This is a genomic window from Tamaricihabitans halophyticus (assembly GCF_004340875.1).
GTDB classification, from domain to species: domain Bacteria; phylum Actinomycetota; class Actinomycetes; order Mycobacteriales; family Pseudonocardiaceae; genus Tamaricihabitans; species Tamaricihabitans halophyticus.
Window position 1 is genome coordinate 1 of record NZ_SLXQ01000031.1, and the last position, 23,672, is coordinate 23,672.

23 protein-coding genes, 1 tRNA gene, 1 rRNA gene and 1 pseudogene are annotated in these 23,672 nt (G+C 65.9%); 5 read left to right on the forward strand and 21 right to left on the reverse strand.

What is annotated here, in order from left to right; translation table 11 throughout:
- Positions 1–592: 592 nt before the first annotated feature.
- The gene (locus EV191_RS29435; RefSeq protein WP_132881330.1) at positions 593–1,759 is read left to right on the forward strand and encodes a site-specific integrase; all 1,167 of its coding nucleotides are present in this window, start codon (positions 593–595) and stop codon (positions 1,757–1,759) included.
- Positions 1,760–1,882: 123 nt separating this feature from the next.
- On the opposite strand, the gene EV191_RS29440 is transcribed toward EV191_RS29435, so the two are convergent.
- From EV191_RS29440 to cmk, 4 genes are all read right to left on the reverse strand, one after another.
- Positions 1,883–1,956 (reverse strand) — tRNA-Pro (locus EV191_RS29440).
- A gap of 47 nt (positions 1,957–2,003) precedes the next feature.
- Positions 2,004–3,437, reverse strand: coding sequence for a ribosome biogenesis GTPase Der (gene der, locus EV191_RS29445; RefSeq protein ID WP_132881332.1), 1,434 nt, complete (start codon positions 3,435–3,437; stop codon positions 2,004–2,006).
- On the reverse strand, positions 3,434–4,084 hold the full coding sequence (locus EV191_RS29450) for a lysophospholipid acyltransferase family protein (protein WP_132881333.1): 651 nt from the start codon (positions 4,082–4,084) through the stop codon (positions 3,434–3,436). The genes der and EV191_RS29450 overlap by 4 nt, the downstream gene beginning before the upstream one ends.
- Positions 4,077–4,805, reverse strand: coding sequence for a (d)CMP kinase (gene cmk, locus EV191_RS29455; protein WP_243659331.1), 729 nt, complete (start codon positions 4,803–4,805; stop codon positions 4,077–4,079). The genes EV191_RS29450 and cmk overlap by 8 nt, the downstream gene beginning before the upstream one ends.
- 169 nt (positions 4,806–4,974) lie before the next feature.
- Between cmk and EV191_RS29460 the strand changes: the two genes are divergently transcribed.
- Together EV191_RS29460 and EV191_RS29465 are read left to right on the forward strand one after the other, a co-directional pair.
- Positions 4,975–5,457 (forward strand): cation:proton antiporter regulatory subunit, encoded by a 483-nt coding sequence (locus tag EV191_RS29460; RefSeq protein WP_132881337.1) that lies wholly within the window; start codon positions 4,975–4,977, stop codon positions 5,455–5,457.
- Positions 5,458–5,464: 7 nt separating this feature from the next.
- Positions 5,465–6,650, forward strand: a pseudogene (locus EV191_RS29465) (cation:proton antiporter).
- A gap of 23 nt (positions 6,651–6,673) precedes the next feature.
- On the opposite strand, the gene EV191_RS29470 reads toward EV191_RS29465, so the two are convergent.
- The 6 genes from EV191_RS29470 to xerD all read right to left on the reverse strand — a co-directional run bounded on the left by EV191_RS29470 (position 6,674) and on the right by xerD (position 11,646).
- A complete protein-coding gene (locus EV191_RS29470; protein WP_132881338.1) occupies positions 6,674–7,411 on the reverse strand; it encodes a pseudouridine synthase in 738 nt (245 codons plus the stop codon).
- Complete coding sequence (scpB, locus tag EV191_RS29475; RefSeq protein WP_243659332.1) at positions 7,401–8,279, reverse strand: SMC-Scp complex subunit ScpB; 879 nt, start codon at positions 8,277–8,279, stop codon at positions 7,401–7,403. The genes EV191_RS29470 and scpB overlap by 11 nt, the downstream gene beginning before the upstream one ends.
- Positions 8,276–9,115 (reverse strand): segregation and condensation protein A, encoded by an 840-nt coding sequence (locus EV191_RS29480; RefSeq protein ID WP_132881363.1) that lies wholly within the window; start codon positions 9,113–9,115, stop codon positions 8,276–8,278. The genes scpB and EV191_RS29480 overlap by 4 nt, the downstream gene beginning before the upstream one ends.
- Positions 9,116–9,198: 83 nt before the next feature.
- Entirely contained in the window at positions 9,199–9,672 is a 474-nt protein-coding gene (locus tag EV191_RS29485) for a cobyrinic acid a,c-diamide synthase (protein ID WP_132881340.1), read from the reverse strand.
- The gene (locus EV191_RS29490) at positions 9,669–10,619 is read right to left on the reverse strand and encodes a ParA family protein (RefSeq protein ID WP_132881364.1); all 951 of its coding nucleotides are present in this window, start codon (positions 10,617–10,619) and stop codon (positions 9,669–9,671) included. The genes EV191_RS29485 and EV191_RS29490 overlap by 4 nt, the downstream gene beginning before the upstream one ends.
- Before the next feature lie 79 nt (positions 10,620–10,698).
- The gene (gene xerD / locus EV191_RS29495) at positions 10,699–11,646 is read right to left on the reverse strand and encodes a site-specific tyrosine recombinase XerD (RefSeq protein ID WP_132881341.1); all 948 of its coding nucleotides are present in this window, start codon (positions 11,644–11,646) and stop codon (positions 10,699–10,701) included.
- Positions 11,647–11,793: 147 nt separating this feature from the next.
- On the opposite strand from xerD, the gene EV191_RS29500 reads away from it, so the two are divergent.
- On the forward strand, positions 11,794–12,318 hold the full coding sequence (locus EV191_RS29500) for a DUF1707 domain-containing protein (RefSeq protein WP_132881343.1): 525 nt from the start codon (positions 11,794–11,796) through the stop codon (positions 12,316–12,318).
- Between the two features lie 16 nt (positions 12,319–12,334).
- Here the strand turns inward: EV191_RS29500 and EV191_RS29505 are convergent, their stop codons facing one another.
- The 10 genes from EV191_RS29505 to EV191_RS30760 form a co-directional block, all read right to left on the reverse strand.
- Positions 12,335–12,961, reverse strand: a complete 627-nt coding sequence (locus EV191_RS29505) for an NUDIX domain-containing protein (RefSeq protein WP_132881345.1) — start codon at positions 12,959–12,961, stop codon at positions 12,335–12,337.
- Complete coding sequence (locus tag EV191_RS29510; RefSeq protein WP_207894873.1) at positions 12,958–14,664, reverse strand: CTP synthase; 1,707 nt, start codon at positions 14,662–14,664, stop codon at positions 12,958–12,960. Before EV191_RS29510 ends, EV191_RS29505 begins: the two co-directional genes overlap by 4 nt.
- A gap of 63 nt (positions 14,665–14,727) precedes the next feature.
- Positions 14,728–15,675 carry a copper transporter gene (locus EV191_RS29515; RefSeq protein WP_132881348.1) on the reverse strand — a complete coding sequence of 316 codons (948 nt, stop codon included), beginning with the start codon at positions 15,673–15,675 and terminating at the stop codon, positions 14,728–14,730.
- On the reverse strand, positions 15,672–16,856 hold the full coding sequence (gene steA / locus EV191_RS29520) for a putative cytokinetic ring protein SteA (RefSeq protein ID WP_132881349.1): 1,185 nt from the start codon (positions 16,854–16,856) through the stop codon (positions 15,672–15,674). Before steA ends, EV191_RS29515 begins: the two co-directional genes overlap by 4 nt.
- Before the next feature lie 140 nt (positions 16,857–16,996).
- On the reverse strand, positions 16,997–18,778 hold the full coding sequence (gene recN, locus EV191_RS29525) for a DNA repair protein RecN (protein ID WP_165913166.1): 1,782 nt from the start codon (positions 18,776–18,778) through the stop codon (positions 16,997–16,999).
- A gap of 109 nt (positions 18,779–18,887) precedes the next feature.
- The gene (locus EV191_RS29530; protein ID WP_132881351.1) at positions 18,888–19,802 is read right to left on the reverse strand and encodes an NAD kinase; all 915 of its coding nucleotides are present in this window, start codon (positions 19,800–19,802) and stop codon (positions 18,888–18,890) included.
- Complete coding sequence (locus tag EV191_RS29535; protein WP_132881352.1) at positions 19,799–20,611, reverse strand: TlyA family RNA methyltransferase; 813 nt, start codon at positions 20,609–20,611, stop codon at positions 19,799–19,801. The genes EV191_RS29530 and EV191_RS29535 overlap by 4 nt, the downstream gene beginning before the upstream one ends.
- Before the next feature lie 3 nt (positions 20,612–20,614).
- The gene (locus tag EV191_RS29540; RefSeq protein WP_132881354.1) at positions 20,615–20,833 is read right to left on the reverse strand and encodes a hypothetical protein; all 219 of its coding nucleotides are present in this window, start codon (positions 20,831–20,833) and stop codon (positions 20,615–20,617) included.
- A gap of 102 nt (positions 20,834–20,935) precedes the next feature.
- Positions 20,936–21,973, reverse strand: coding sequence for an HAD-IIA family hydrolase (locus EV191_RS29545; protein ID WP_132881355.1), 1,038 nt, complete (start codon positions 21,971–21,973; stop codon positions 20,936–20,938).
- Positions 21,974–21,985: 12 nt separating this feature from the next.
- Complete coding sequence (locus EV191_RS30760; protein ID WP_243659333.1) at positions 21,986–22,609, reverse strand: tetratricopeptide repeat protein; 624 nt, start codon at positions 22,607–22,609, stop codon at positions 21,986–21,988.
- Between the two features lie 255 nt (positions 22,610–22,864).
- Here EV191_RS30760 and EV191_RS30765 point away from each other — a divergent pair, with 255 nt between their 5' ends.
- Entirely contained in the window at positions 22,865–23,236 is a 372-nt protein-coding gene (locus tag EV191_RS30765) for a hypothetical protein (RefSeq protein ID WP_243659334.1), read from the forward strand.
- A 347-nt stretch (positions 23,237–23,583) separates the two neighbouring features.
- Here the strand turns inward: EV191_RS30765 and rrf are convergent.
- Positions 23,584–23,672, reverse strand: a 5S ribosomal RNA gene (gene rrf, locus EV191_RS29555); the annotation flags it as partial.

Below are 23,672 nucleotides of genomic sequence, written 5' to 3' on the forward strand. Positions count from 1 at the left end.
GGATCAAAGCGTCCCACCACCACAAAGCGTCCCGCCCTGACCAGCACCGGGACGCTTGGGACGGATGGGACGGACACCCGCGCACTCGCCAAGACACCACCAACCACGGGAGTCACACCAATGAACCACGCACCCACCGACATCACCCCAACCCCAGCGGAACAGCCACGAGAGCTGCTGCTGCCGCACCCAAAACACACCACCCAGTAATCCGTCCCAAGCGTCCCCACCCAGGTCAGCCCGGGACGCTTCACACACCTGGGACGGATCAAAGCGTCCCACCACCACAAAGCGTCCCGCCCTGACCAGCACCGGGACGCTTGGGACGGATGGGACGGACACCCAGCGCGTCACTCACACCAAGCAACCACGAAGGGAACACCACCCATGGCGAACCACTACGACGGCGTACCCCGTCGCCACCTCTACCGCATACCGGAAGCGCTGCAACTGCTCTCGATGAGCAGGTCGGTTTTCTACCAGGAAGTCCGAGCGAGACGCCTGCGCACCGTCAAGCAAGGTAAGAACCGCCTAGTACCACACCAAAGCATTGAGGAATACGTCGAACTACTCGTAGCCAAGGAGGACACCAATGACCAAGCGGCGTAACCGCGGCGACGGCAGCCTCTATTGGTCCGAGCGACGCCAACGGTGGATCGTCGAAGTCACCATCGGGTACAAACCATCCGGTGAACGCATCACCACCAGCCGAAGCGCAGTGAAAAAGGAAAAGGCCAAGCAACTTCTCAAGGAGCTTGTCCGTGACCTCGACGACGGCACTCCATCCGGTTCAGTTCGTTATACCGTGGGCGACGCCGTGCTCAACTGGCTCGCTTACGGATTGGCGGGCAGAAGCACTGAAACTAAAGATAACTATGAGAACCTTGCCCGACTTCACCTGCTGCCGCAGCTCGGGAAACGCAAACTCCGCGAACTGGCCGCGGAAGACGTTGACAAATGGCTCGCTGACCGCGCCACCCTCGTCAGCACCCGAACGGTCCGACTCCTGCACTCAATCTTGAACCGATCCGTTAAACACGCCCAAGCACGAGACAAAGTGAAACGCAACGTCGTTGGCCTCTGCGATATACCCACCGGGCTTGAGGGCCGCCCCTCCAAATCCCTAACTTTCGACCAAGCCGTCGCGGTACTCACGGCATCCGAACACTCACCCCTGCACGCCTACATCGTTCTCTCCATACTCATCGGAGCCCGAACCGAGGAACTCCGCGTGCTCACCTGGGACCACGTCGACTTCTACGGAAACAAGAACACCGTTCCAGTCACGCTGCCCTCGATCGCCGTATGGCACTCCGTCCGCGACGGCGGCGACACCAAAACCAAAAAATCGCGACGCACCCTCGCCATGCCCACCCGCTGCGTCGTCGCCCTCCGCCTACACCGCCTCCGCCAACACCACATCCGCCACAAAGCCGGCAACCGCTGGCACGACAACGGACTCGTATTCGCCTCCACAGTCGGCACCGAACTCGACGCCCACAACGTCCGACGCGGCTTCCGCAAAGTCGTCAAAACCGCCGGACTCGCACCCGAAGACTGGACACCCCGCGAGATGCGCCACTCCTTCGTATCCCTACTCTCCGACTCCGGCGTAGCCATCGAAGACATCGCCAAACTCGTCGGCCACAGCGGCACGGCCGTCACCGAGGCCGTCTACCGACACCAAATCCGCCCCGTCATGGTCGAGGGAGCCACCGCCATGAACGACATCTTCCCCCGCACCACCCGAAACAGTTAGTCAGGCAGTTAGTCAGGCAGCCAGCCGGCGACGCATTCTGGATCTGACTCGCTGAATCAACTTGTAGGCACAAAAGTGCCCCTGACCTGGGCACATATCCAGATCAGGGGCACTTTTCGACCGTCGGGACGGCGGGATTCGAACCCACGACCCCTTGACCCCCAGTCAAGTGCGCTACCAAGCTGCGCCACGTCCCGGCCACATCCGAAGCACCGGATGCGAGCGTTAGCCTACCGCACCTGACTCAACGCTTCTTACCCGGGCGCTTCTCCCGGACGCGGATCGAGATTCGCACCGGGCTGCCAGGGAACCCGAACTGCTCGCGTAGTTTGCGCTCGAGGAACCGCCGATAGCTTGCCTCGAGGAAACCCGTCGTGAACAGCACGAATGTTGGCGGCCTCGTCTGCGCCTGGGTAGCGAAGAGCACCTTTGGCTGCTTCCCACCACGTACCGGTGGCGGCGTCGCGGCGATCAGCTCGGACAACCAAGCGTTCAGCTGCCCGGTCGGCACCCGCCGGTCCCACGAGTCCAGCGCAGTTCGCAACGCCGGAGCCAGCTTCCGCACCGCTCGGCCAGTCAGCGCCGACACGTTCACCCGTTCCGCCCACGGCACGCGCACCAGGCCACGTTCCAGTTCACGGACCAGCTGGTGCCTGCGTTCTTCGTCGACGAGGTCCCATTTGTTCATCGCCAGCACGCAAGCCCGACCAGCCTCGACGACCATGGTGAGTACCCGCAGGTCCTGCTCGCTGATCGGCTCGCTCGCGTCCAGCAACATGATCGCGACCTCGGCCGCGTCCAGCGCCGCCTTCGTACGCAACGACGCGTAGTACTCCGCGCCACTCGCGGTCTTCACCCGCTTGCGCAGCCCCGCCGTATCGACGAACCGCCATACCTCGTCGTCCAGCTCGACCAATGAGTCGACCGGATCCACGGTCGTACCGGCGACCTCATGTACCACCGCACGCTGCTCGCCCGTCAGCTTGTTCAACAAGCTGGACTTTCCCACGTTCGGTTTCCCGACCAGCGCCACCCTGCGCGGCCCGCGCCCCCGTTCGGCATCGCGCGGCGCATCCGGCAACGCCTGCACCACCGCGTCAAGCAGATCCCCGGAACGCCGCCCGTGCAAGGCACTGACCGGCATCGGCTCACCAAGCCCAAGCGACCACAACGCCGCAGTATCCGCCAGCAACCGCTCATCGTCCACTTTGTTCGCCGCAAGCAACACTGGCTGCTTCGCCCTACGCAACACCTTCGCCACCGCCTCGTCGGTGGTCGTCGCACCCACGGTCGCGTCCACCACGAGCAGTACCGCGTCCGCCGTCGCGATCGCCATCTCCGCCTGCGCCGCTACCGAGGCACGCAGCCCAGTCGCATCCGGCTCCCAGCCTCCGGTGTCCACAACGGTGAAACGCCGTCCATTCCACAATCCGTCATAGGCCACGCGATCCCGAGTTACCCCGGGCACGTCCTGCACAACCGCCTCCCGGCGACCGAGTAGACGGTTGACCAATGTGGACTTTCCGACGTTCGGCCTGCCGACGACTGCGAGTACCGGTTGGGCCGGCGCCTCTCCCTCGTCAGCCCCGAGTTCCGCCTGCGCGGCCGCGTCAAGCTCAGCCCAGTCCGATTCCGTGCTCCACGTCCCGTCCGCCGGCGAGAGCTCTGGCTCAGTCACTTCTCGATCCCACTTTCCGCGCGTCGTTCATCCAGCTCACGCACCAGCTCCGCCAGCGTCTTCCGGAGCCGCTCGGTCGCCTCGTCCAAACCCGCGCGGCCCCGCGCGACATCCAGGTCGAGCGGTTTACCAATCGCCAAATCCACCACCGGCCGAAACCGCCGCCGAACACCCGGCGGTCGTAGCGTCCCACGGCACGCCACCGGCAGCACTCGCGCCCCGGAGGCGCGGACCAGCCAGGCCGCTCCCCCATGCGCGGTCGCCATATCCCCGCGCCCTCTACTTCCCTCCGGGAACACCGCCACCAGCCCACCGGCACGCAGTACGCGGACGGCCGTGCTCAGCGCCGCCCGATCTGGCTCGTTGCGCCGCACGGAGATCTGCCCCATTCGGTGCAGTAGCCAGCCAACGACCCCACGGAACAGTTCGCGTTTAACCAAGAACACCGCTCGCCTCGGTAACGCACCAAAGATCATCTGTGGCTCCACGAGGGAACTGTGATTGGCAACCAGTACGACCGGCCCGGCTGCCGGCACGTTCGACAGCCCCGTCACCCGCAGCCGGTAGGTCGGGCGATACAACCAATCCGCCACTTTCCGGCAGAAGTCGTGGAACCGGGGCCAGGCCCCCTCCGGAAGTTCAGTCACGCGCCGCCGCCTCGGCACCGTTAACCATCCCTCGTGACTCGATCAGCTCAGTGAGCTCGGCGAGCACACCAGCCACGTCCAGCTCCGTGGTGTCCAGAACGAGCGCATCCTCGGCCGCCCGCAACGGCGAGCTGGCCCTGGTCGAATCCAGCTGGTCACGCCGCTGCACATCGGCACGGGTGGCGGCCAGATCGGCCGATCGGCCAGCCGCGGTGTCCTGCGTGCTCCTGCGTTGCGCGCGGGTATCAGCCGAGGCCGTCAGGTAAACCTTCAGCCGCGCTTCCGGCGCGACGACCGTGCCGATATCCCTTCCTTCCACGACGATGCCACCGACCGCCGCGGATACCCGCGCGATGATCTCCCGCTGCTCTCGCACGAGTAGTTCACGGACCTCGGGCACGGCCGATACGGCCGATACCGCCGAGGTCACCTCGGCTCCCCTGATCTCGGCGGCCACATCGACGTCATCGAGCGAAACTTTCGGATTGTCCGGATCAGTGACAATCCGCAGTGTCGCGGCCCGGATGATCCGGATGACCTGGTCGGCGTCGGTTGGCGGAACACCCGCGCGTAGGACGGCGAGAGTCATCGCGCGGTACATCGCCCCGGTGTCCAGGTAGCCGGCCCCTGTCCGCCTGGCCAGCTCCCGGGCGACGGTCGATTTACCCGTGCCGGACGGCCCGTCGAGCGCGACAACACCGTCCAATTGTCCGCCAGCCACCGGCACTCCTCGCTTCGTCGTATCCCGTTTGTCATTGCCGCAGTCCAGCCCGACATTCTGCCGGTCAAGTCCGCGCTGCGAACAAGCGCACCCTTGACCGGCTGAATGCGTGGAACGACACGACGAGCTGTGCCCAGCCAGCACGCGACCAGCGGCGTAGGCTGGGCATGTGAATGTCGAGGTTACGCCGCTGCCGGGCATTGGCGTCCGCAAGGACTTCGCCATCCAGGCCGGACGGCGAGTTGGCGTGGTCACCCACAAGGACGGCCAAACCGAGTTAATCGTATCAAAATCGGATGATCCGGACGCATGCCTGGCCTCGCTGCCGTTGACCGGTGACGAGGCATCCGCACTGGCCAACCTGCTAGGCGCGCCCCAACTGGTCGCCCAGCTCACCGAGGAACACCGCGACCTACCGGGAATCAACACCAAACAGCTGCCGATTCGGCCCAGTTCGCCTTTCGACGGGCGCACGCTCGGCGATACATCGTTACGTAGCCGTACGGGAGTTTCCATCGTCGCCGTGATGCGAGCGGGGCAGGCAATCCCCTCGCCGACTCCCGACTTCACCTTTACGGCCGGCGATATGCTCGTCGTGGTCGGCACCGCCGAAGGGATCAGCAAGGCACGCGACATCCTGATCGACGATTGAGTCGCCTGTGGATCCCACCGCCTTGGTCATGATCCAGCTAGGTGCGGTCTTTTTCGCGCTTGGCGTGCTCGGGCGTCTGGCCGGCAAGGTCGGCATGTCCCCCCATCCCGCTCTACCTCGTCGGGGGACTCGCGTTCGGCCAGGGTGGCGCTATCGAACTGGACAACATCCACGAGTTCACCGAGATCGCCAGCGAGATCGGAGTCGTTCTGCTGCTCTTGCTGCTGGGTCTCGAGTATTCCGCGGCGGAGCTGGTTACCGGACTGCGCCGGTCGTGGATGGCCGGAGTGGTCGACATCGTGCTGAACTGCACGCCAGGCGTGGTGATCGCCCTGCTGCTCGGCTGGGGCCCGGTTGGGGCGATCGTAATGGCCGGAGTCACCTACATCTCCTCCTCCGGCATCGTCGCCAAGGTACTCAGCGACCTCGGCAGGCTCGGGAACCGAGAAACGCCGGTGGTGCTCTCCGTGCTGGTGTTCGAGGATCTGGCGATGGCGGTCTACCTACCGATCCTCACCGCCGTACTCGCCGGCGTGAGTTTTCTCGGCGGGCTCACCGCGATCGGCATCGCCCTGATCGTCATTACCGTGGTACTGGTCGGCGCACTGCGCTACGGGCGCTTCGTCTCGGCGCTGGTGGACAGTCCGGACCGCGAAGTTTTCCTGCTCAAGGTCCTCGGCGCGGCACTGCTGGTCGCCGGGATCGCCTCGGCGATGCAGGTATCCGCCGCGGTTGGCGCCTTCCTGCTTGGCATCGCGATTTCCGGTTCGACAGCCGAGAACGCCGCCCGCATACTCGAACCGCTGCGCGACCTATTCGCCGCGATGTTCTTCGTGGTGTTCGGACTGAACACCGATCCTCGGACGATCCCACCGGTACTCGGCGCCGCGCTGATCCTCGCCGTCGTCGCCAGCGCCACCAAGGTGGCCACCGGCTGGTGGGCGGCGCGTCAACAGGGCGTCGCCCGGATGGGGCAGGCTCGGGCGGGCGCGGCACTGATCGCACGAGGCGAGTTCTCCATCGTGATCGCGGGCCTCGGTGCGGCCTCGGGAGCTGTGCCGCCCGACCTCGTCGCGTTGGCAACCGCCTACGTCCTGCTGATGGCGGTGATCGGCCCGATCGCGGCGCGCACCGTCGAGCCGATCGCCAGGGCAGTCTTCATCCGGTCTCGCCTCACGCCCGCCCGAACCTGATCCAGCGCGAACAGCCCGCGGTGTCAGAGGCCCACCGTGGTGTACAACGAACTCACTTCGGAGCGGTTCAACGGGCGGAGCTTGCCGGGACGGGTTTCACCCAGCCGAACCTCGCCGATCGCGGTCCGCACCAACCGCGTGACCGGATGCCCAACCTCCGCGAGCAGCCGACGCACGATGTGTTTGCGCCCCTCGTGCAGCACGACTTCGACCAGGGTACGCGTCTCGAAACTGTCCACCACCCGAAATCGATCGACTCGTACCGGGCCATCGTCAAGCTCGATCCCCTTGGTCAACCGCCGACCGACGCTACGTTCGACCGCACCGTCTACTTCGGCCAGATAGGTTTTCAGCACGCCGTAGGAAGGATGCATCAGTCGATGCGCCAGATCCCCATCATTGGTCAGGATCAACAAACCCTCGGTTTCGGCGTCCAACCGCCCAACATGGAAAAGCCGCTCGGAGCGGTCCGCGACATAGTCGCCAACACACTTTCGCCCGCGATCGTCGGTCATGGTGCTATGCACGCCTGCCGGCTTGTTCAATCCCAGGTGCACCAGGTCGTCACGAATAATCACCCGGGCGCCGTCCACGTGAATAACCGCGGTGTCCGGATCCACCCGCCGACCTAGTTCGCTGACCACGGCACCATCGACGCTCACCCGACCCGCGACGATCATCTCCTCGGCAACCCGGCGGGAGGCTACTCCCGCCCGCGCGAGAACTTTCTGTAGCCGTACACCTTCGGTCTCAGATGTCATCAATGGAATCCACTTCGGGAAGGAGCGGCGCGATCGGCGGTAGATCCTCCAAAGAGGACAACCCGAGCCGCTCAAGAAAGAGTTCGGTCGTGGTATAGCGGGTGCCGCCGGTTTCCGTGTCCGCGCCAGCTTCCTCGATCAGCCCACGGGCAAGCAGGGTCCGAACGACCCCATCCACGTTCACCCCGCGTACCGCGGCAACCCTCGTTCGCGTCACGGGTTGCCGGTAGGCAATCACCGCAAGGGTCTCCAGTGCCGCACGGGTCAGCTTCGAACGCTGCCCGTCCATCAACAGCTTTTCCACGTACGGCGCGAACTTGTCCCTGGTGTAGAACCGCCAACCCTCACCGACCTTGCGCAGATCAATACCGCGGCCCGCTTCGTCGTACTGACCGGCGAGCCGATGCAACGCTTCGACGACTCGTTCGACGGGCTGCACCACGGCCTCGGCGAGCGACTCTTCTTCAGCCGGAGCGTCAACCACGAGCAGGATGGCTTCCAATGCCGCATCCAGCTCGGTATCCGAGCTCAGCACAGGCACGTCCGTGTCGATCGCGGCCTCGTCGTCGCCGGGCTCGCCGGACTGCTCAGGCTCATCGGACCTGGCGACGTCGTCAGCGGGTCCGACCTGTTCGCCGTCCGCGTCGACTTCCGCTTCGCCGGCCTCGTCCTGCGCCTGCGTCGCATCGACGGCAGCGGTGTCATCACGCCCAACATGCTCGGCCGGGTCGTCCACCACGACGGTTTCGGTCTCGACTGCATCTGCGACGGCCGTATCCAGATCCGCTGTATCCAGATCCGTTGGGGCCTCCGGGTCACTGTCCGGCGGATCGCTGTCCGGCCGGTCCCCGTTCGACTGTTCCGTCACCCGTACTCCTCATCGTCCGCTCGAGCCCGATCGGACTCGGCTTGCGCCTGTGCCTCCTCTTGTGAACCACCCATCCAGGAGACCTGCAGTTCTCCCAGGGGGTCCGGCTGGTCGAAGCCCACACTCGCCTCGCGATAGAGCTCAAGCAGCGCAAGAAATCGGGCAACCACTTCCAGGGTGCTCGTGCATTCGGCCACCAGCTCGCCGAAGGTAGCACTGCCGCGTTCCGCCAGCCGCATCCGCAGAATGGCGGCATGCTCCCGCACGGACACCTTCGCGGCGTGCAGATGTGCGGTGGACACCGAAGGCGGAGGCTTCGGCCGGAACACCGCGGCCGCCAGTTCGGCGAACTGCCGTGGATCCATGCCGATCATGACTTCCGGCAGTAGGCCGAGGTAGCGGTCTTCCAGCGCGACCGAACGGGGATAGCGGCGCAAGGCACTCGCTTCGAGTTCGCCGAACAGCGCGGCCACCTGCTTGTATGCCCGGTACTGCAGCAGCCGAGCGAAGAGCAAATCCCGCGCCTCGAGCAGCGCCAGGTCCTCCTCGTCCTCCACCTCGGCCGCCGGCAGCAGCCGGGCTGCCTTGAGATCGAGCAAGGTCGCGGCGATCACCAGAAACTCGGTCGTCTCGTCCAGGTCCCACCCTTCACCGAGCGCCTTGATATGCGCGATGAAGTCATCGGTGACCTGGTGCAGCGCGACTTCGGTTACATCCAACTCATGCTGCGAGATTAGCTGCAGCAACAGGTCGAACGGCCCCTCGAAGTTCGCCAGCCGCACGGTGAACTTGCCACTACCAGCTGTCTGCTCGGCCTCGTCCAGCTCGGCGATCACGGCGGACGCAGCGGATGCGTCCGGTCCGGACGCATCCTGCTGTTCCGATGTTTCCGCCGCCGGCTCGTCGCTCACGGGCGCGGTCACTTCCCCCCATCTCCGCGCTGTTCCTCGCCGTCACGCAGGCGGCGCACGAGTACCGATTCCGCACCGGTGTCCTCGAAGTCGGCAAGCAACACGGCTACCGCCTCGCGAACCAGCCGGCCCCGGTCGACCACGAGATCGTGTTCCGCGCGCAACGCCAACCGGGCACGTTCCATGGCCAGCAGTTCGTCGCCGGATACGTACACGGTGATCTTCGAGTCATGCTTCTGTCGGGGAGTACCACGCCGCTCGGAACGGACGGCACGACGAGCGGGCGCACCCGCTGGTTCGGCCTTGGTCTCGGCCACCGCTGTGCCGCTGGCTGCCACTTCGCTGGACTCCGCTGGCTCCTTGGTCGGCGTGAACCATCCAGCTTGCGCATCCTCGGCGCCGGACAGCGCGGATTCGGTCGTGTTTCCCGATGTGCTGCGGAACAGTTCGGCGGCGCCCGGGAGCGAAATACGCCGATTCACCGGGCGATCACCTCGCGCGCCAAGGCCCGGTAGGCCTTGGAACCCGCCGAGCGCGGGGCCCATCGAGTGATCGGTTCACCGGCAACGGTCGTCTCGGGAAAACGCACCGTCCGGTTGATCGCGGTGTCGAACACGATATCGCCGAACGCCTCCACGACCCGCGCCATGACCTCCCTCGAATGCAACGTGCGCGGGTCGAACATCGTCGCGAGGATCCCCGTGATCTCCAGGCTCGGGTTAAGCCGCTCCTTGACCTTGTCGATCGTGTCGATCAGTAGAGCCACCCCACGTAAGCTGAAAAACTCGCACTCGAGTGGAATCAGCACGCCATTGGCCGCGGTGAGCGCATTCACCGTGAGTAGGCCCAACGAAGGCTGACAATCCACCAGCACGTAGTCGTATTCTTCGATCACCGGACGCAGCACGCGCAGCAGCGTGTGCTCCCGACCCACCTCGACGACAAGCTGCACCTCGGCGGCGGACAGGTCGATGTTACTCGGCAGCAGATCCATCCTTTCCACACTGGTCTGCCTAATAACATCACTGACCGTCACCGACGGTTCCATGATGACGTTATAGATCGTTTGATCGAGCTCATGCGGCTGGACCCCGAGTCCGACCGACAGGGCGCCCTGCGGGTCAAAGTCGACGAGCAACACTTTCCTGCCGTACTCGGTCAGCGCGGCACCGAGGTTTATCGTCGACGTGGTTTTCCCAACACCACCCTTTTGGTTACACATTGCGAGAATTCGCGCGGGGCCATGCCGGTCGAGTTTCGGCGGCTCCGGGATCCCGCGCGGCTTGCGCCCTGTCGGACCGAGACCGCGCGCGTTGCTGGCGCTGGACTCGTAGTCCTCATCGGCATCATTCGCCGGCCGCGGGGCAAGGCTGAGCTGGGCCGCGCGCCCACTGGCGGACCGACCGGACCCCTGACTCAATGTCGACATGGCTCCTTGTCTCCCTCCCACGCAACGCAGCCTATTCGCGCAGGTGGCCCACACCAACACGGCTCGCCGAGCGATGTGCTCAATGACGTGCCCGCGGGTGCGCCGTAGCGTAGACCTCACGGAGTGTGTTTACTGTCACCAAGGTGTACACCTGCGTGGTCGTGACCGAGGCGTGTCCAAGTAGCTCCTGTACGACTCGCACGTCAGCGCCCCGTTCCAGCAGATGCGTGGCGAAGGAATGCCGGAGCGTGTGCGGCGAAACGGAGTCAGCCAGGCCTGCCCGCTCCGCATTGGTCTTGAGCGCCTGCCATGCGCTCTGCCTGGAAAGTCGTCCTCCTCGGGCGTTCAGGAAGATCGCCGGGCTGGCTCGGCCCTGGGTGGCGAGTTGCGGGCGGGCCCGCACCAGGTAAGCATCCAGCGCGGCCAGCGCCGGCCGACCGATTGGGACCAGGCGCTGCTTACCCCCTTTCCCGTCAAGTAGCACGGTTCGCTCGGCGGCGTCCACATCGTCAACGTCCAGGCCGATCGCTTCGGAGATCCGCGCGCCGGTCGAGTACAGCACTTCCAGCAAGGCTCGTTCGCGTAGCTCGCGGACCCCACTGTCGCCTGGCGTGTCGAGTAGCCGCAGCACGTCATCCAAGCCGAGAGCCTTGGGCAGTCGCCGGTCCAGCGCCGGCGGCCGCACATCCCTGGCCGGGTCGCTCGAGACCAGCCCGTCCTGGAACGCGAACCGGTGCAATCCCCGCACCGCGACCAGAGTCCTGGCCACCGACGATGCGGCGAGCGCGGCTCCACCCACGTCCCCGCGCAGCGAGATCAGGAACTCGGTGACGTGTTGATCGGTGATCGCCTCAAGGTCATCGATGCCGAGGGCGGTGAGGTATGCCCCGTACCGACGCAGATCGCGCCCGTAGCCGTCCAGCGTGTTTCGCGAGGTGCCGCGTTCCACGGCGAGATGGTCCAGATAACCTGTGATCACCTGACTGATGCCAGGCGCGACCTCGGTGTCCTGTCCGGTATTCGGCATGGTAGGCAGTGACTCTAGTCCGGGGACCGGCCGCGGGCACGCTACGCCATGCGGGTTCGTTGAACCGGGATAACTAGTTGGCTCCGAATGCGCGGCTCTGTCCCGTACGCACCCACCAAGGAATGCGGATGGGATACCTTGATACTAATGGTCGACACCCCGGACTACGAGGCGATGCGCATCGGCACTGCCGAGCGGGAACAGGCGATGCAGTCGCTCCAGGCGCATTTCGCCGACGGCCGGTTGGACGTACATGAATACGACGACCGAGTCGCCAAGGTCGTCGCCGGTCGCACTCGCGGGGATCTCCGCGAGGTGTTCGGTGACCTGCCACCGCCGTATCCGGCGTTCCTGAACCCACCGGCCCCTGCGCCCATGGCGCCCTACCCTCAGCAGGTCGTCTATCCGCAACCAGGCGGTGCGGTACCCGGCGGCGCGATGCCGGGCGGCGCAATACAACCCTATTCGGACAAATCTCGCCTCACCGCGGGGCTATTGCAGATTCTGCTGCCCTTCGGAATCGGTCGCTTCTACACCGGGCATACCGGGATTGCCGTGGGACAACTGCTCACCTCGATCATCGCCGTCGGCGTGATCTGGTCGTTCATTGACGGCATCATCCTGTTGGTCAACGGTGGTACCGACAAGTACGGCCGGCCGATGCGGGACTGAAGCTTCGCGCTTGCGCTCAGCGCAGCCGTGCGGCGAACGTCCTGGACATACTGGACCACGGCGCATCGGCGGGCCGCGACTCCGCGGCACCGGTGGAAACGGCATGCGCGGCGAGGACCGCGCTCACCGCGGTCGCGTTGATCAGTTCGCCAGCGAGCGCCATCCGCACCGTTTCCGCAAGCGGCATCCGCCGAACTTGGAGGTCCGCCTCCTCTTCGGTTCCTTCCGGACGCCCTACCTCCGTAAGGTCCCGCGCCAGGTACACGCGCACTACCTCGTCGGTGAAGCCCGGTGAGGACGCCACATCCACGAGCACGTCCCAGCGGCGCGCGGCCAGCCCGGCCTCCTCGACCAGCTCCCTGCGCGCCGCGGCGAGCGGATCCTCCCCCGCCACATCGACCAGTCCGGCTGGCAGCTCCCACAGCCGATCGCCCATTGGATGCCGATACTGGCGGATCATCGCGACGTTGTCGTCGTCATCCATAGCCACGATCGCGACCGCGGCGTGATGTTCCACGACTTCCCGCCGGGCGGTGTTGCCGCCCGGCATGACGACCTCGTCCAACCGCAACGCGAGTATTCGTCCAACGTGGACGTCCTTTGTGGAAGCTACAGCGAAGTCATGCGTTTCCGGCTGCGTCACGAACTCGCCCCGACGGTGCTTGACGGTTCGGTAAGCGTCACCGGAAGGCGGTCCGCGGTGCGATACTCGACCACCGCGCGCACGAAGGCGTCAAACAGCGGATGCGGTCGAGTCGGTCGGCTCTTGAGTTCCGGGTGCGCTTGGGTTCCGACGAAGAATGGGTGTGTCTCCGCCGGTAGCTCCACGAACTCGACCAGCTGGTCGTCCGGCGAGGTGCCGGAAAACACCAGTCCCGCCTTGGTCAGACGGTCCCGGTAGGCGTTGTTCACCTCGTAGCGGTGCCGATGGCGTTCGGAAATTTCGCTCTGGTCGTAGGCCCTTGCCACCGTGGTGCCCTTGCGCAGCACCGCCGGGTAGGCACCGAGGCGCATCGTGCCGCCCATATCGCGTTCGCCGGCAACGACATCGCGTTGATCGACCATCGTGCTGATCACTGGATGCTTGGTATTCTCATCGAACTCGGCGGAGTGCGCGTCCGCGATACCGGCCATATTGCGCGCCACGTCGATCACCATGCACTGCAGCCCGAGGCACAGACCGAGCACGGGGATACCCCGAGTTCGCGCATGGGTGATGGCGCCGATCTTGCCTTCGATGCCGCGGATACCGAAACCACCCGGTACCAACACGCCATCCACACCAGACAACGCGACCGCGGCATCCGCTGGCGTCGCGCAGTCGTCCGACGGTACCCACTTGATGTCCACTTTGGCGCGATGCTTGAACCCGCCAGCACGCAATGCCTCGGTGACGGACAGGTAGGCATCCGGCAGGTCGACATACTTTCCGACGAGCGCGATCCGCACTCGCTCGGACGGATTGTGTACCCGCTCGAGCAGGTCTCCCCATACCGTCCAGTCCACGTCCCGGAACGGCATCCCGAGCCTACGCACCACGTAGGCATCCAGCCCCTCGCTGTGCAACACCCGCGGAATGTCGTAGATGGATGGTGAGTCGGTTGCGGCGACCACGGCCTCAGCGTCCACGTCACACATCAGCGCGATCTTGCGCTTGAGGCCGTCCGGTATTTCCCGGTCCGCGCGGCAGACCACCGCGTCCGGCTGGATACCGATATTGCGCAGGGCGGCGACCGAGTGCTGGGTTGGTTTCGTCTTGAGCTCGCCCGAAGGGGCGAGATAAGGAACCAGCGAAACATGCACGAACAGGCAGTTGTCCCTGCCAACGTCATGTCGAGCCTGCCGGCAGGCCTCCAGGAACGGCAGCGATTCGATATCGCCCACGGTGCCGCCGACCTCGGTGATCACCACGTCTGGCTGTTCACCGCTGTCATCCGGTGCGCCCATGCCCAGGATGCGGCTCTTGATCTCATCGGTGATGTGCGGAATCACCTGAACCGTGTCGCCGAGGTACTCACCACGGCGCTCTTTGGCGATCACCTCGGAGTAGACCTGGCCGGTCGTGACATTCGCCGAACCCGACAACGCGCGATCGAGGAATCGCTCGTAATGGCCGATGTCGAGGTCCGTCTCGGCCCCATCCTCGGTGACGAATACTTCACCATGCTGGAAGGGGTTCATCGTGCCCGGATCCACGTTGAGATACGGATCGAGCTTCTGCATCGTGACCCGGAGGCCACGTGCGGTCAACAACTGTCCGAGGCTGGAGGCGGTCAAACCCTTACCGAGCGACGATGCGACGCCCCCGGTCACGATTACGTGCTTGATGGTCCGCGCTTGCTGCATTCCCACGGGACTTCACGGTAACACGTCCCCGCTTCCCCGGCGCGCACCGCGCCGGGTTGACGGTCACGGATTATCCGACTCTACTCCGGGAGCAGGGGCCTCGGCGTTGCCAGCAACCCCGTATCGGCCCACCTCGCCCTCGAGTTGCTCCACCAGCGCGAGCACCGTGGACACCCTGCCAGATGCGGTATGCACATTGTCCACAGTAGACAAGATTGAGGTGGCTGCCGTGTCCGCGCGGGCTACCCCGACAGGCCCGGTTCCCTCCGCCGAGCCGGCCCCGCCGGCAAGTACCGTGCCAGCTCCGCCACGGTCGAGCTGGGCGGCAAACCGGGCGATCGTGGATGCCTGGTCCGCGGCCGCGTCGCCCGTCATCTTGCCGCCGGTCAGCACGACCGCGAGCTGCGCCGGGCGCACACCTTCGGATTCCTTGATGAATCCGCCCTCGGCCAGCGCGGAGAGCGCGGCGGTGCTCTCATTTGCCGAGGCCTGCCGTTCGTTGTTGTCCTTATTGAGCAGTACCAGGCTGCTCATCAGGCCACCAGCGAGGGTTCCTGGGTCCGACGCGGTGGGTAGCTGCGCACCCGATGGCAACGATTGGGTGACGATCTCCCGCAGCTGATCGGTTTTGTTGGTGTCCGTGAACGCATCAGTGAGCTGCACTTCACCGTTGACCTCGCCGCCGGCCTTCTCGATCAGCTCGGTGAGCGCGTCGCGCTCCGTTGGCTTGGCGTCCGGTGTGGTCACCAGCGCTACCGTGCGCTTGTCCAGCTGGCCACGTACCGCCATGTCGCCAACCGCACCAGCGAACGCATCGGCACCGTCCAACTGCGCGTTGAGCTGGTTACGCTCCGCCTCCAGGGTGGCGACCTGCTCGCCGAGTTCGCCTTTCTGGTCGGCGAGCCCGGACAGCAGTGAGCCGTTCAATGCCGTAGACCCGAGCACCACGCCGATGGCGAGGGCAAGAAACACCGCCGCGATGGAGACGATGTGGTAGCGCAGGGAAATCACGTGAATAGCCCCTTCACCCAGCCGGTGAACGAATTCCAGATATCCGACACCCAGCCCGCGTACACGGTCCCGACGTCAGAAACGAACAGTGCGGCCAGCACCACGACAAGCGCGGCCGACACCAGTAGCACGACCGACGCCAGCGAAACCCTGGCGCGGTGCAGGGTGGACACCGCTTTTCCGTCGACCAGTTTGGTGCCCAGCTTCAGCCTGGTCAGCAGCGTCGACGGGTTGGATCCGGAACGGCCGCTGTCCAGGAATTCCCGCAACGTTGCTTGAAAGCCCACCGTCACGACCAGACTCGCCCGATGTTCGTCAGCGAGCAGCAGGGCGAGGTCCTCCGGGTTTCCGGACGCGGGAAAGGTCACCGCGCCGATCCCCAGGTCCTGGATGCGCTCCAGGCCCGGCGCATGGCCATCTGGCAGTGCCGGTACGACGACTTCTTTCGCTTCCTTCAACGGGGGTGTGCCGATGCCCGCCGGATCCCCAACGATCACGTCCGGTTTGTAGCCGGCGCGGTGCAATGCGTCGGCGCCGCGGTCGACGCCAACCAGAACCGGGCGGTGTTCAGCGATATACCGCTTCAACCGGGCGAGATCCTCAGCGTGCTCGTGGCCGGGCGCGACGACGAGCACGTGCCGGTCACGCATCGGGGTTCGCAGTTTTGGCACCCCTACGCCGTCCAGGATGAGCGTGCGCTCCCGACGCAGGAACTCGATGGTGTTCGCGGAGAACGCTTCGAGCTGCGCGGACATCCCGGCCTTGGCTTCGATCATCTGGTCGGCGACCGAGTCCGCGGTTTGCTCGATACCCGTCGCGATCTCCCGCTCGCCGGCATACACCGTGCCCTGGTGCAGCCGCAGCTTGGTGCCATCCTTGATCGTACGCAGCACCTCCGCGCCGACCCCGTCGATCAGCGGGATCTCTGCGGCAAGCAGGATCTCCGGGCCCAGATTCGGGAATCGCCCGGAAATCGACGGCGAGGCGTTCACAACCGCGGTCACTTCGGCGGTGACCAGGGCTTCCGCGGTCCCGCGATCCAGGTCGACATGGTCAAGCACCACGATATCGCCCGGGCCGACCCGCCGAAGCAGGTCACCGGTGCGCCGGTCGACCCTGGCCACTCCGGTTACCCCCGGAAGGGTTTCTTGCGTGCGGCCACGCAGGGTGGTGAGCTTCATGTGTCTGATAGTGACAAAGCGAGATCCGATAATCCGGGTGCCACGCCGAAGCGATCCACCCTGGACAACTCGATTTGTCAAGAACTCACAGTCGGTGCGAGTTACACCACACGCCCGACCGCATACTCGGCGTGTCCTGATTACCGGCGCTTGCGCTTCCTACCGCCGTTCCTGTCCCCCTTTTTGTCCTTTTCCGCCGCGGCCCTGAGTTCCTCCGCGTGCGCGCGACCCGTTTTGGTGCCCTCCATCCCGGCAAGCATTCTGGCCAGCTCGACCACCCGCTCGGAATCCTTGAGCACTCGCACCCCACTGCTGGTGACACCGCCCTCGGCGCTCTTGTCGACGACCAGGTGTTGGTCGGCATAGGCCGCGACCTGCGGTAGGTGCGTGACGACCAGTACCTGATGGCTGCGCGCCAGCTTCGCCAGCCGTCGGCCGACCTCGACCGCCGCGCGCCCCCCGACGCCAGCGTCAACTTCGTCGAACACCAACGTCGGCGTCGTATCCGCGTGCGCGAGTACGACTTCGATGGCCAGCATGACCCTGGAGAGCTCACCACCGGATGCGGCCTTGTGTACCGGCATTGGCACGCCACCGGAGTGGGCGCACAGCCGGAGCTCCACGTCGTCTACCCCGTCCGCCCCAGCGTGTACCAGCTGGTTGTGCACCTGAAGTGCGTGCGGATCGCGTTGCTCCGCCGGGTGTGTGGCGACCGAGATCTCAATGGTGGCTTCGCCCATGGCGAGACCGGACAGCTCTTCGCTGATCGCCTTGCCGAGTTCCGCCGCGGCCTGTTCGCGCGCCGCGCTCACCCGGATCGCATGCTCGGTGAGCTCGGTCTCCAGTTCCTGCTTGCGGTTGGCTAGTTCGGCTAGCGCTTCCTCGGATGTGTCCAGTTTGGCCAGCTGCTGGTTGGCATCCTTCGCCCAGGCGAGCACTCCGTCGACGTCCGCGGCGTATTTGCGCGTGAGTTTCTTCAGCTCGGCCTGCCGGGCGAGAACCCGTTCCAGCAGTTCCGGGTCGGCTTCCAGTGATGCCACATAGCCGGCCAGCTCGGTGCCGATCTCGCCGAGCAGCATGCTGGCTTCGGCCAGTCGCGGCTCCAGTTCGCGGAGCGTGTCGTCGGCTACCCCGGTCAAGCGGCGCCGTGCTTCGGAAAGTAGACCAAGCGCGCCTGGCGCCTCCGGGTCACCTTCACTGGAGCCAGCGATCGCCTGCTCCGCTTCGCTCGCCGCGGAACGCAGCTCGTCGACGTCGGCGAGCCGGCGAGCTTGCTTGGTCAGTTCGACATCCTCGTTGGGCTCCGGCGCGACGGCTTCGATCTCGTCGAGACCGTGCCGCAGCAGATCGGCCTGCATCGCCATTTCCCTGGCGCGCTCGGTGCGCTCGGTGAGCTCGGCGGTGACTTCCAGCCAGGCGTGCCGGACACGGCGGTACTCCGCGAGCGGATCACCCACCGCTGGTCCCGCGAAGCGATCAAGAACCGCGCGCTGTTCCCCTGGGCGCAGCAGCCGCAGCTGATCGTTCTGGCCATGGACCGCAAGCAACTGTTCGGCGAGTTCACTCAGTACGCCAACGGGTGCGGATCGGCCACCGACGTGTGCCCGGGAACGACCGTCGGCGCTGACCGTGCGAACGGCGATGACGCTGCCGTCCTCGTCGGCTTCCGCACCGGCGTCGGCGGCGACCTCGTGGGCGGGGCTGTCCGCGCCGATCGCGAATCTGCCTTCCACGACCGCGCGGGACGCTCCGTTGCGGACCCGGGAAGCGTCCGCCCTACCACCACTGAGCAGGTGCAACCCGGTTACCACCATCGTTTTGCCCGCACCCGTTTCACCAGTGACCACGGTGAACCCAGGGTGCAGCTCGAGTACGGCCTCGTCGATCACGCCGAGGCCCTGGATGCGCATCTCGGCCAACACGCCTGAAACCCTAGCGTGGCGCCCTGACACGGTGTGCGCACAACCCGGTCCGGATGCGCCGCGGATGGGCCATCCGCCTCAGTTTCGCTGTTGGTATGCCGAGGTTCGGCTACTCGTGCGCAGGGCCGCGCCAACCCCGTACCGGCAGCGCGAACTTGCGAACCAGCCGATCCGTGAACGGCGCGTCCCACATATGCACCAACCGAACTGGCGCGCTGCCTTCCACGACCTCGACCCTGGTGCCGGAGGGCAGATCGAAGGTCCGCTGACCATCGCAGCACAGCACCGCTTCGTGCCCGTCCGCGTCGACCTGCAGTGTCAGCACCGAGGACGGCGAAACTACCAACGGGCGAGCGAACATCGCATGCGCGTTGCTCGGCACCACCAGCATCGCCTGGACATCCGGCCACACCACGGGACCGCCCGCGGAGAACGCGTACGCGGTCGAGCCCGTTGGCGTAGCGCAGAGCACCCCGTCGCAGCCGAACGCCGATACCGGGCGCCGGTCGACCTCGATGAGCACATCGAGAATGCGTTCCCGATTGCTCTTCTCCACGCTGGCTTCGTTCAGTGCCCAGGTGCGGACGAGCTCGCGACCGTCCAGGGTCGCCGTGACGTCGAGCGTCATCCGGTCTTCGACCCGATAGTTGCGGTCCACGACGCGCTGCACGGCGTCCTCGAGGGTGTCGGACTCAGCTTCGGCGAGAAAACCCATCCGGCCGAGGTTCACGCCGAGTACCGGCACCCGCGCCAGGCGAGCGAGTTCCGCCGCCCGCAACAGGGTGCCGTCGCCGCCGAGCACGAACACCAGCTCGGCGCCGGCCGCCGCGGAACTATCCGCGGGCACGACCACGCACCCGGCGGGTTCAACCGCATCGGTCGCAATGACGTCGCGAAGCTCGTCGGCGAGCACTCGAACCCGGAATCCGGCAGCGAGGAACTGCGCCGCGACACGCGCGGCGGTTGCCACACTGGATCTCCGGGTGGTGTGTACGACGAGCAGTACTTCTCGTGGCTCGCTCATGACGGTCCCTCGCGCACGGCCGCACGTACCAACTCACCGGGCTCCACCGCGGCTGGATTGGTCTCGTGGCGCAGCCAGATGAAGTACTCGACGTTGCCGGAGGGGCCAGGCAGTGGGCTGGCTACGACGCCATGAGCATGCCAGCCGAGTTCTCCCGCGCTGACCAGCACGTCCTGCACGGCGCTGACGCGCAGCTCGGGATTCCGGACCACGCCGCCACTACCGAGGCGGTCCTTGCCGACCTCGAACTGCGGTTTGACCATCGGCAGCAGATCGGCGTCGGCCGTGGCGCAGGCGGTCAACGCGGGCAGCACCAGGCGCAGCGAAATGAACGACAGGTCGGCTACTACCAGCTGAACCGCGCCACCAATCCCTTCCGGGGTCAGTTCCCGCGCGTTGGTTCGATCCCGCACGGTCACGCGCTCGTCGCTGGCCAGTCGCCAATCAAGCAGTCCACGCCCTACATCCGTGGCGACGACCTCGCTCGCCCCCTCGGCCAACAACACGTCGGTGAATCCACCGGTGGAGGCGCCGGCATCGAGGCAGCGCCGGCCGGTGACGGTGAGGCCGTGGGGTTGAAACGCACGCAACGCACCGAGCAGTTTGTGTGCGCCCCTGGAAGCCCACCCGGGATCATCCTGGTCCCGTACGACGACCGGGGCGTCGGTTTCCACCGCGGTCGCTGGTTTACGTGCCTGCATGCCGCGGACCATGACCTTGCCGTCGGCGATGAGCAGGCTCGCGTGCTCTCGCGATCGGGCCATGCCCCGGCGCACCAGCTCAGCGTCGAGACGCGCCCTGCGCGGCACCGGTCAGACCTTGTCGATGCTGGACAGCGCCACGGTGAGCGCGGTGTGTACCGAATCGAACCGCTCCACATGCGCGTCGAGCGGAAGCTCGTCTAGCCCGTCGAGCGCCCCGACGGCCGCTTCCACCGCCTCGACCGGGCTTTGCTCGGTAACGTGCTCCGACTGGAACTCGTCCCACGGCTCGTCCTGCGGCTCCGGCCGGGGGGTTTCCTCAGGCGTCATATCGCTCCAGTTACCTTCGACCTGCCCAGATATCTTTGATGTGCCCAGATATCTTTGATGTGCACGGTCCAACGCTAGCGGATACTCGGTCGCGAACGGTGGTTAGCCGCGCGATGCCGGTGTCGCCGGGATGCCCAGCGTAGTCAGCAGCGACAAGGCCTGCCGGTCGCCAGTGATGGCGTCTGGGGCACCGGCTCGGTGTGGCCACCACGCCGCGCACAGCATCCGAAGCAGGTCGACCGGCGCCCCTTCGGCCGCTTTCGTCTCGACGCGCAGCGTTGTGCCAGCTAGCTGGACTTCCCAGAATGGGTCCGGCGAACTCTGCTCGCTGGGAATCCGAGTTTGTTCGATGGGCAACAGCAGGCCGCTGATATCGGTGGAAAGGTGATCCGGGCGCTGTGCGGGGGGCGCCGCGAGAATGTCGCGGGGACTGCTGACCCCGCTGAGTACGGCGAGGCTGGTGAGCCCAGCGTTCCGGGCGCCCGCGATATCGGTGTCCAATCGGTCGCCGACGACCAGCGCGTGTCGGGTTCCGCTGGCGGCGAGTGCTTGCTCGAACAGTGGTCGCTCTGGTTTACCCGCCACGGTAGGCGTCCGGTCGGTGGCCGCGGCGAGGGCCGCGACAAGCGCGCCATTGCCGGGCAACATGCCGCGTTCGGTGGGCAGGGTGACGTCGCCGTTGCAGGCCACCCAGCTGGCGCCGGTGCGGATCGCCATGCATGCCTCGGCCAGCTGGGGCCAGCCGATCGTCGGTGAGAAACCCTGGACCACCGCGGCGACCTGATCTGCCTTACTGGTCATTGGACGCAGTCCTTGGTCGCGTACCTCGGCCGCGAGCGCCTCGGCACCGAGCACGTACACGGTGTCACCTTCGGTGAGCCGCGTGCGCAGTAGCGCGGCCGCTGCCTGTGCGCTGGTGCTCACATCCTCCGGGCGCGCGGTGATCCGCAGCCCGGTGAGCTGGCGCGCGACGTCTTCTGGCGCGCGCGAGGCGTTGTTGGTGACGAACTGGATTGCTCGGCCGCGGGTGCGCGCCTCGTCGAGGGTGTCCGCTGCACCTGCGATCACCTGTTCGCCGTGGTAGACGGTGCCGTCCAGGTCGAGCAGGAGCGCGTCGATCGAGTCGAGTAGGGCAGTCATTCCCCGCTCCGGTCAGTCGCTCAACTCGATGGCCCGTTCGGCCGCATCGGTCTCGTCCTCGTCGTCGGCTTCCGCGGCGTTCAGGAACCACTGCACAGCTTCGTCCTGCCTGCCGGCCTCAGCGAGGCTGTCCGCGTAGGCATAGAAGAGTCGAGCGCTCCACGGATACCGTTTCGTCGCATCGAGATCTGGACCGCGCAGTGCCACCACCGCCGCGTCGAGTTGACCCATATCGCGTCGCGCGCCCGCCGCCACGATCCGCAGCTCGGCCGAGGCCTCTGGGCTTAGCTCGGTTGCCTTCGCTTCTCGGGCCAGTTCGATGGCACGCTCCGGTTTGCCGAGCGCACGCTCACAGTCAGCGAGGATCGCGACATGCGCACCCGAACCGCTCATTCGCCGGACCGCGCGAAGCTCGGCGATAGCTTCGGCCCATTCACCGGTGTAGTAGGCGGTGAGACCGACGGCTTCGCGTACCGCAGGTACCCTGGCAGCCAGTTTGCGCGCGTACCGGGCGTGCTCGAGAGCCCGTTCCGGCTCATCGTCGAGCAGGATTCCCACGGCTACGAGGTGACGTCCGACGACCTCGGCGAGCGTCTTCGGGATGGTGCGCAGTTCCGCACGTACCTCCGAGGTCAACGCGCTGTACTCGGCGCCTTCGGGTAGCTCAGGGGCGCGTGGCCGAACGTCCTGGTTCGCCTCGTACTCGTTGGTTTCCCTGCTCGCGGGGGTCGGGCGATCCCGCTCGGGGTACTCACGACGCTTGCCATACTCGGCACGCTTGTGCTGCCCGGGTCGTTGCTGGCGGTCCTGGCTCCGGCTGCCCGCGGCGCGATCCGGACGGCCTCCCCGGTCCGACTTCTGCCAGTCACGGCGCTTGTCACCCGACTGCCGGTGGTCCCGCTGTCGATCCTGTTGGCCACCGCGTGGCTTGTCGCTGCGGAACCTGTCCCGGTCACCGCCGAATTGCCCGGCACGTCCGCCGGGCTTGTCTCCCCGCGCGGCGGAACGGTCGCCGTACTTTCGGTCGTCGCGTCGATCCCGGCCCTGGGAACCACGATCGCCTTCACGTTGGTCGAATCGCTTACCTGGACCGCCACGCCGGTCGCCGCCGTCGCGTCCGCGGAAGTCTCGTTGTTGGTTAGATCCGCCTCGGCTGGAGCCGCCCTCACTGGACCGACCCTGGGTGGAGCGACCCTGACTGGGCCGACCCTGCCCAGATTTACCCTGCCACGTTCTATTTTGGCCGGATCCACCCTGTCGTGACCCACCTGGTCCTGAACCGCGCTGGCCTGATCCGCCGCGCTGACCACCCTGAGTGTCCCGGCGAAACCCGCCGCTCTGCCGGGGAGACTTATCCTTGGGACGCCCCGCCCGGTCGCGGCTATCAGATCCCTGATTACCCCGACTCGACCGGTCCTTGCTGTCCCGGTTCTTCGGCCTTTCCGATCGCGCGGACTTGGCCTCGTCCCTGCCGTCGTCTCGCGAATCGCCTGTGTTATCCGGTTTGTTCCGCCCGAACTCGGACACCGAAATATTCCTCCTGAACAAAAAAGAGGAGTGAGGTCGCAGACTGTGCGCCGCGAACCCCCACTCCTCTTTTCTTAATGTGTGTTCGGCGGTGTCCTACTCTCCCACACCCGGTGGGGTGCAGTACCATCGGCGCTGGAGGGCTTAGCTTCCGGGTTCGGGATGGGACCGG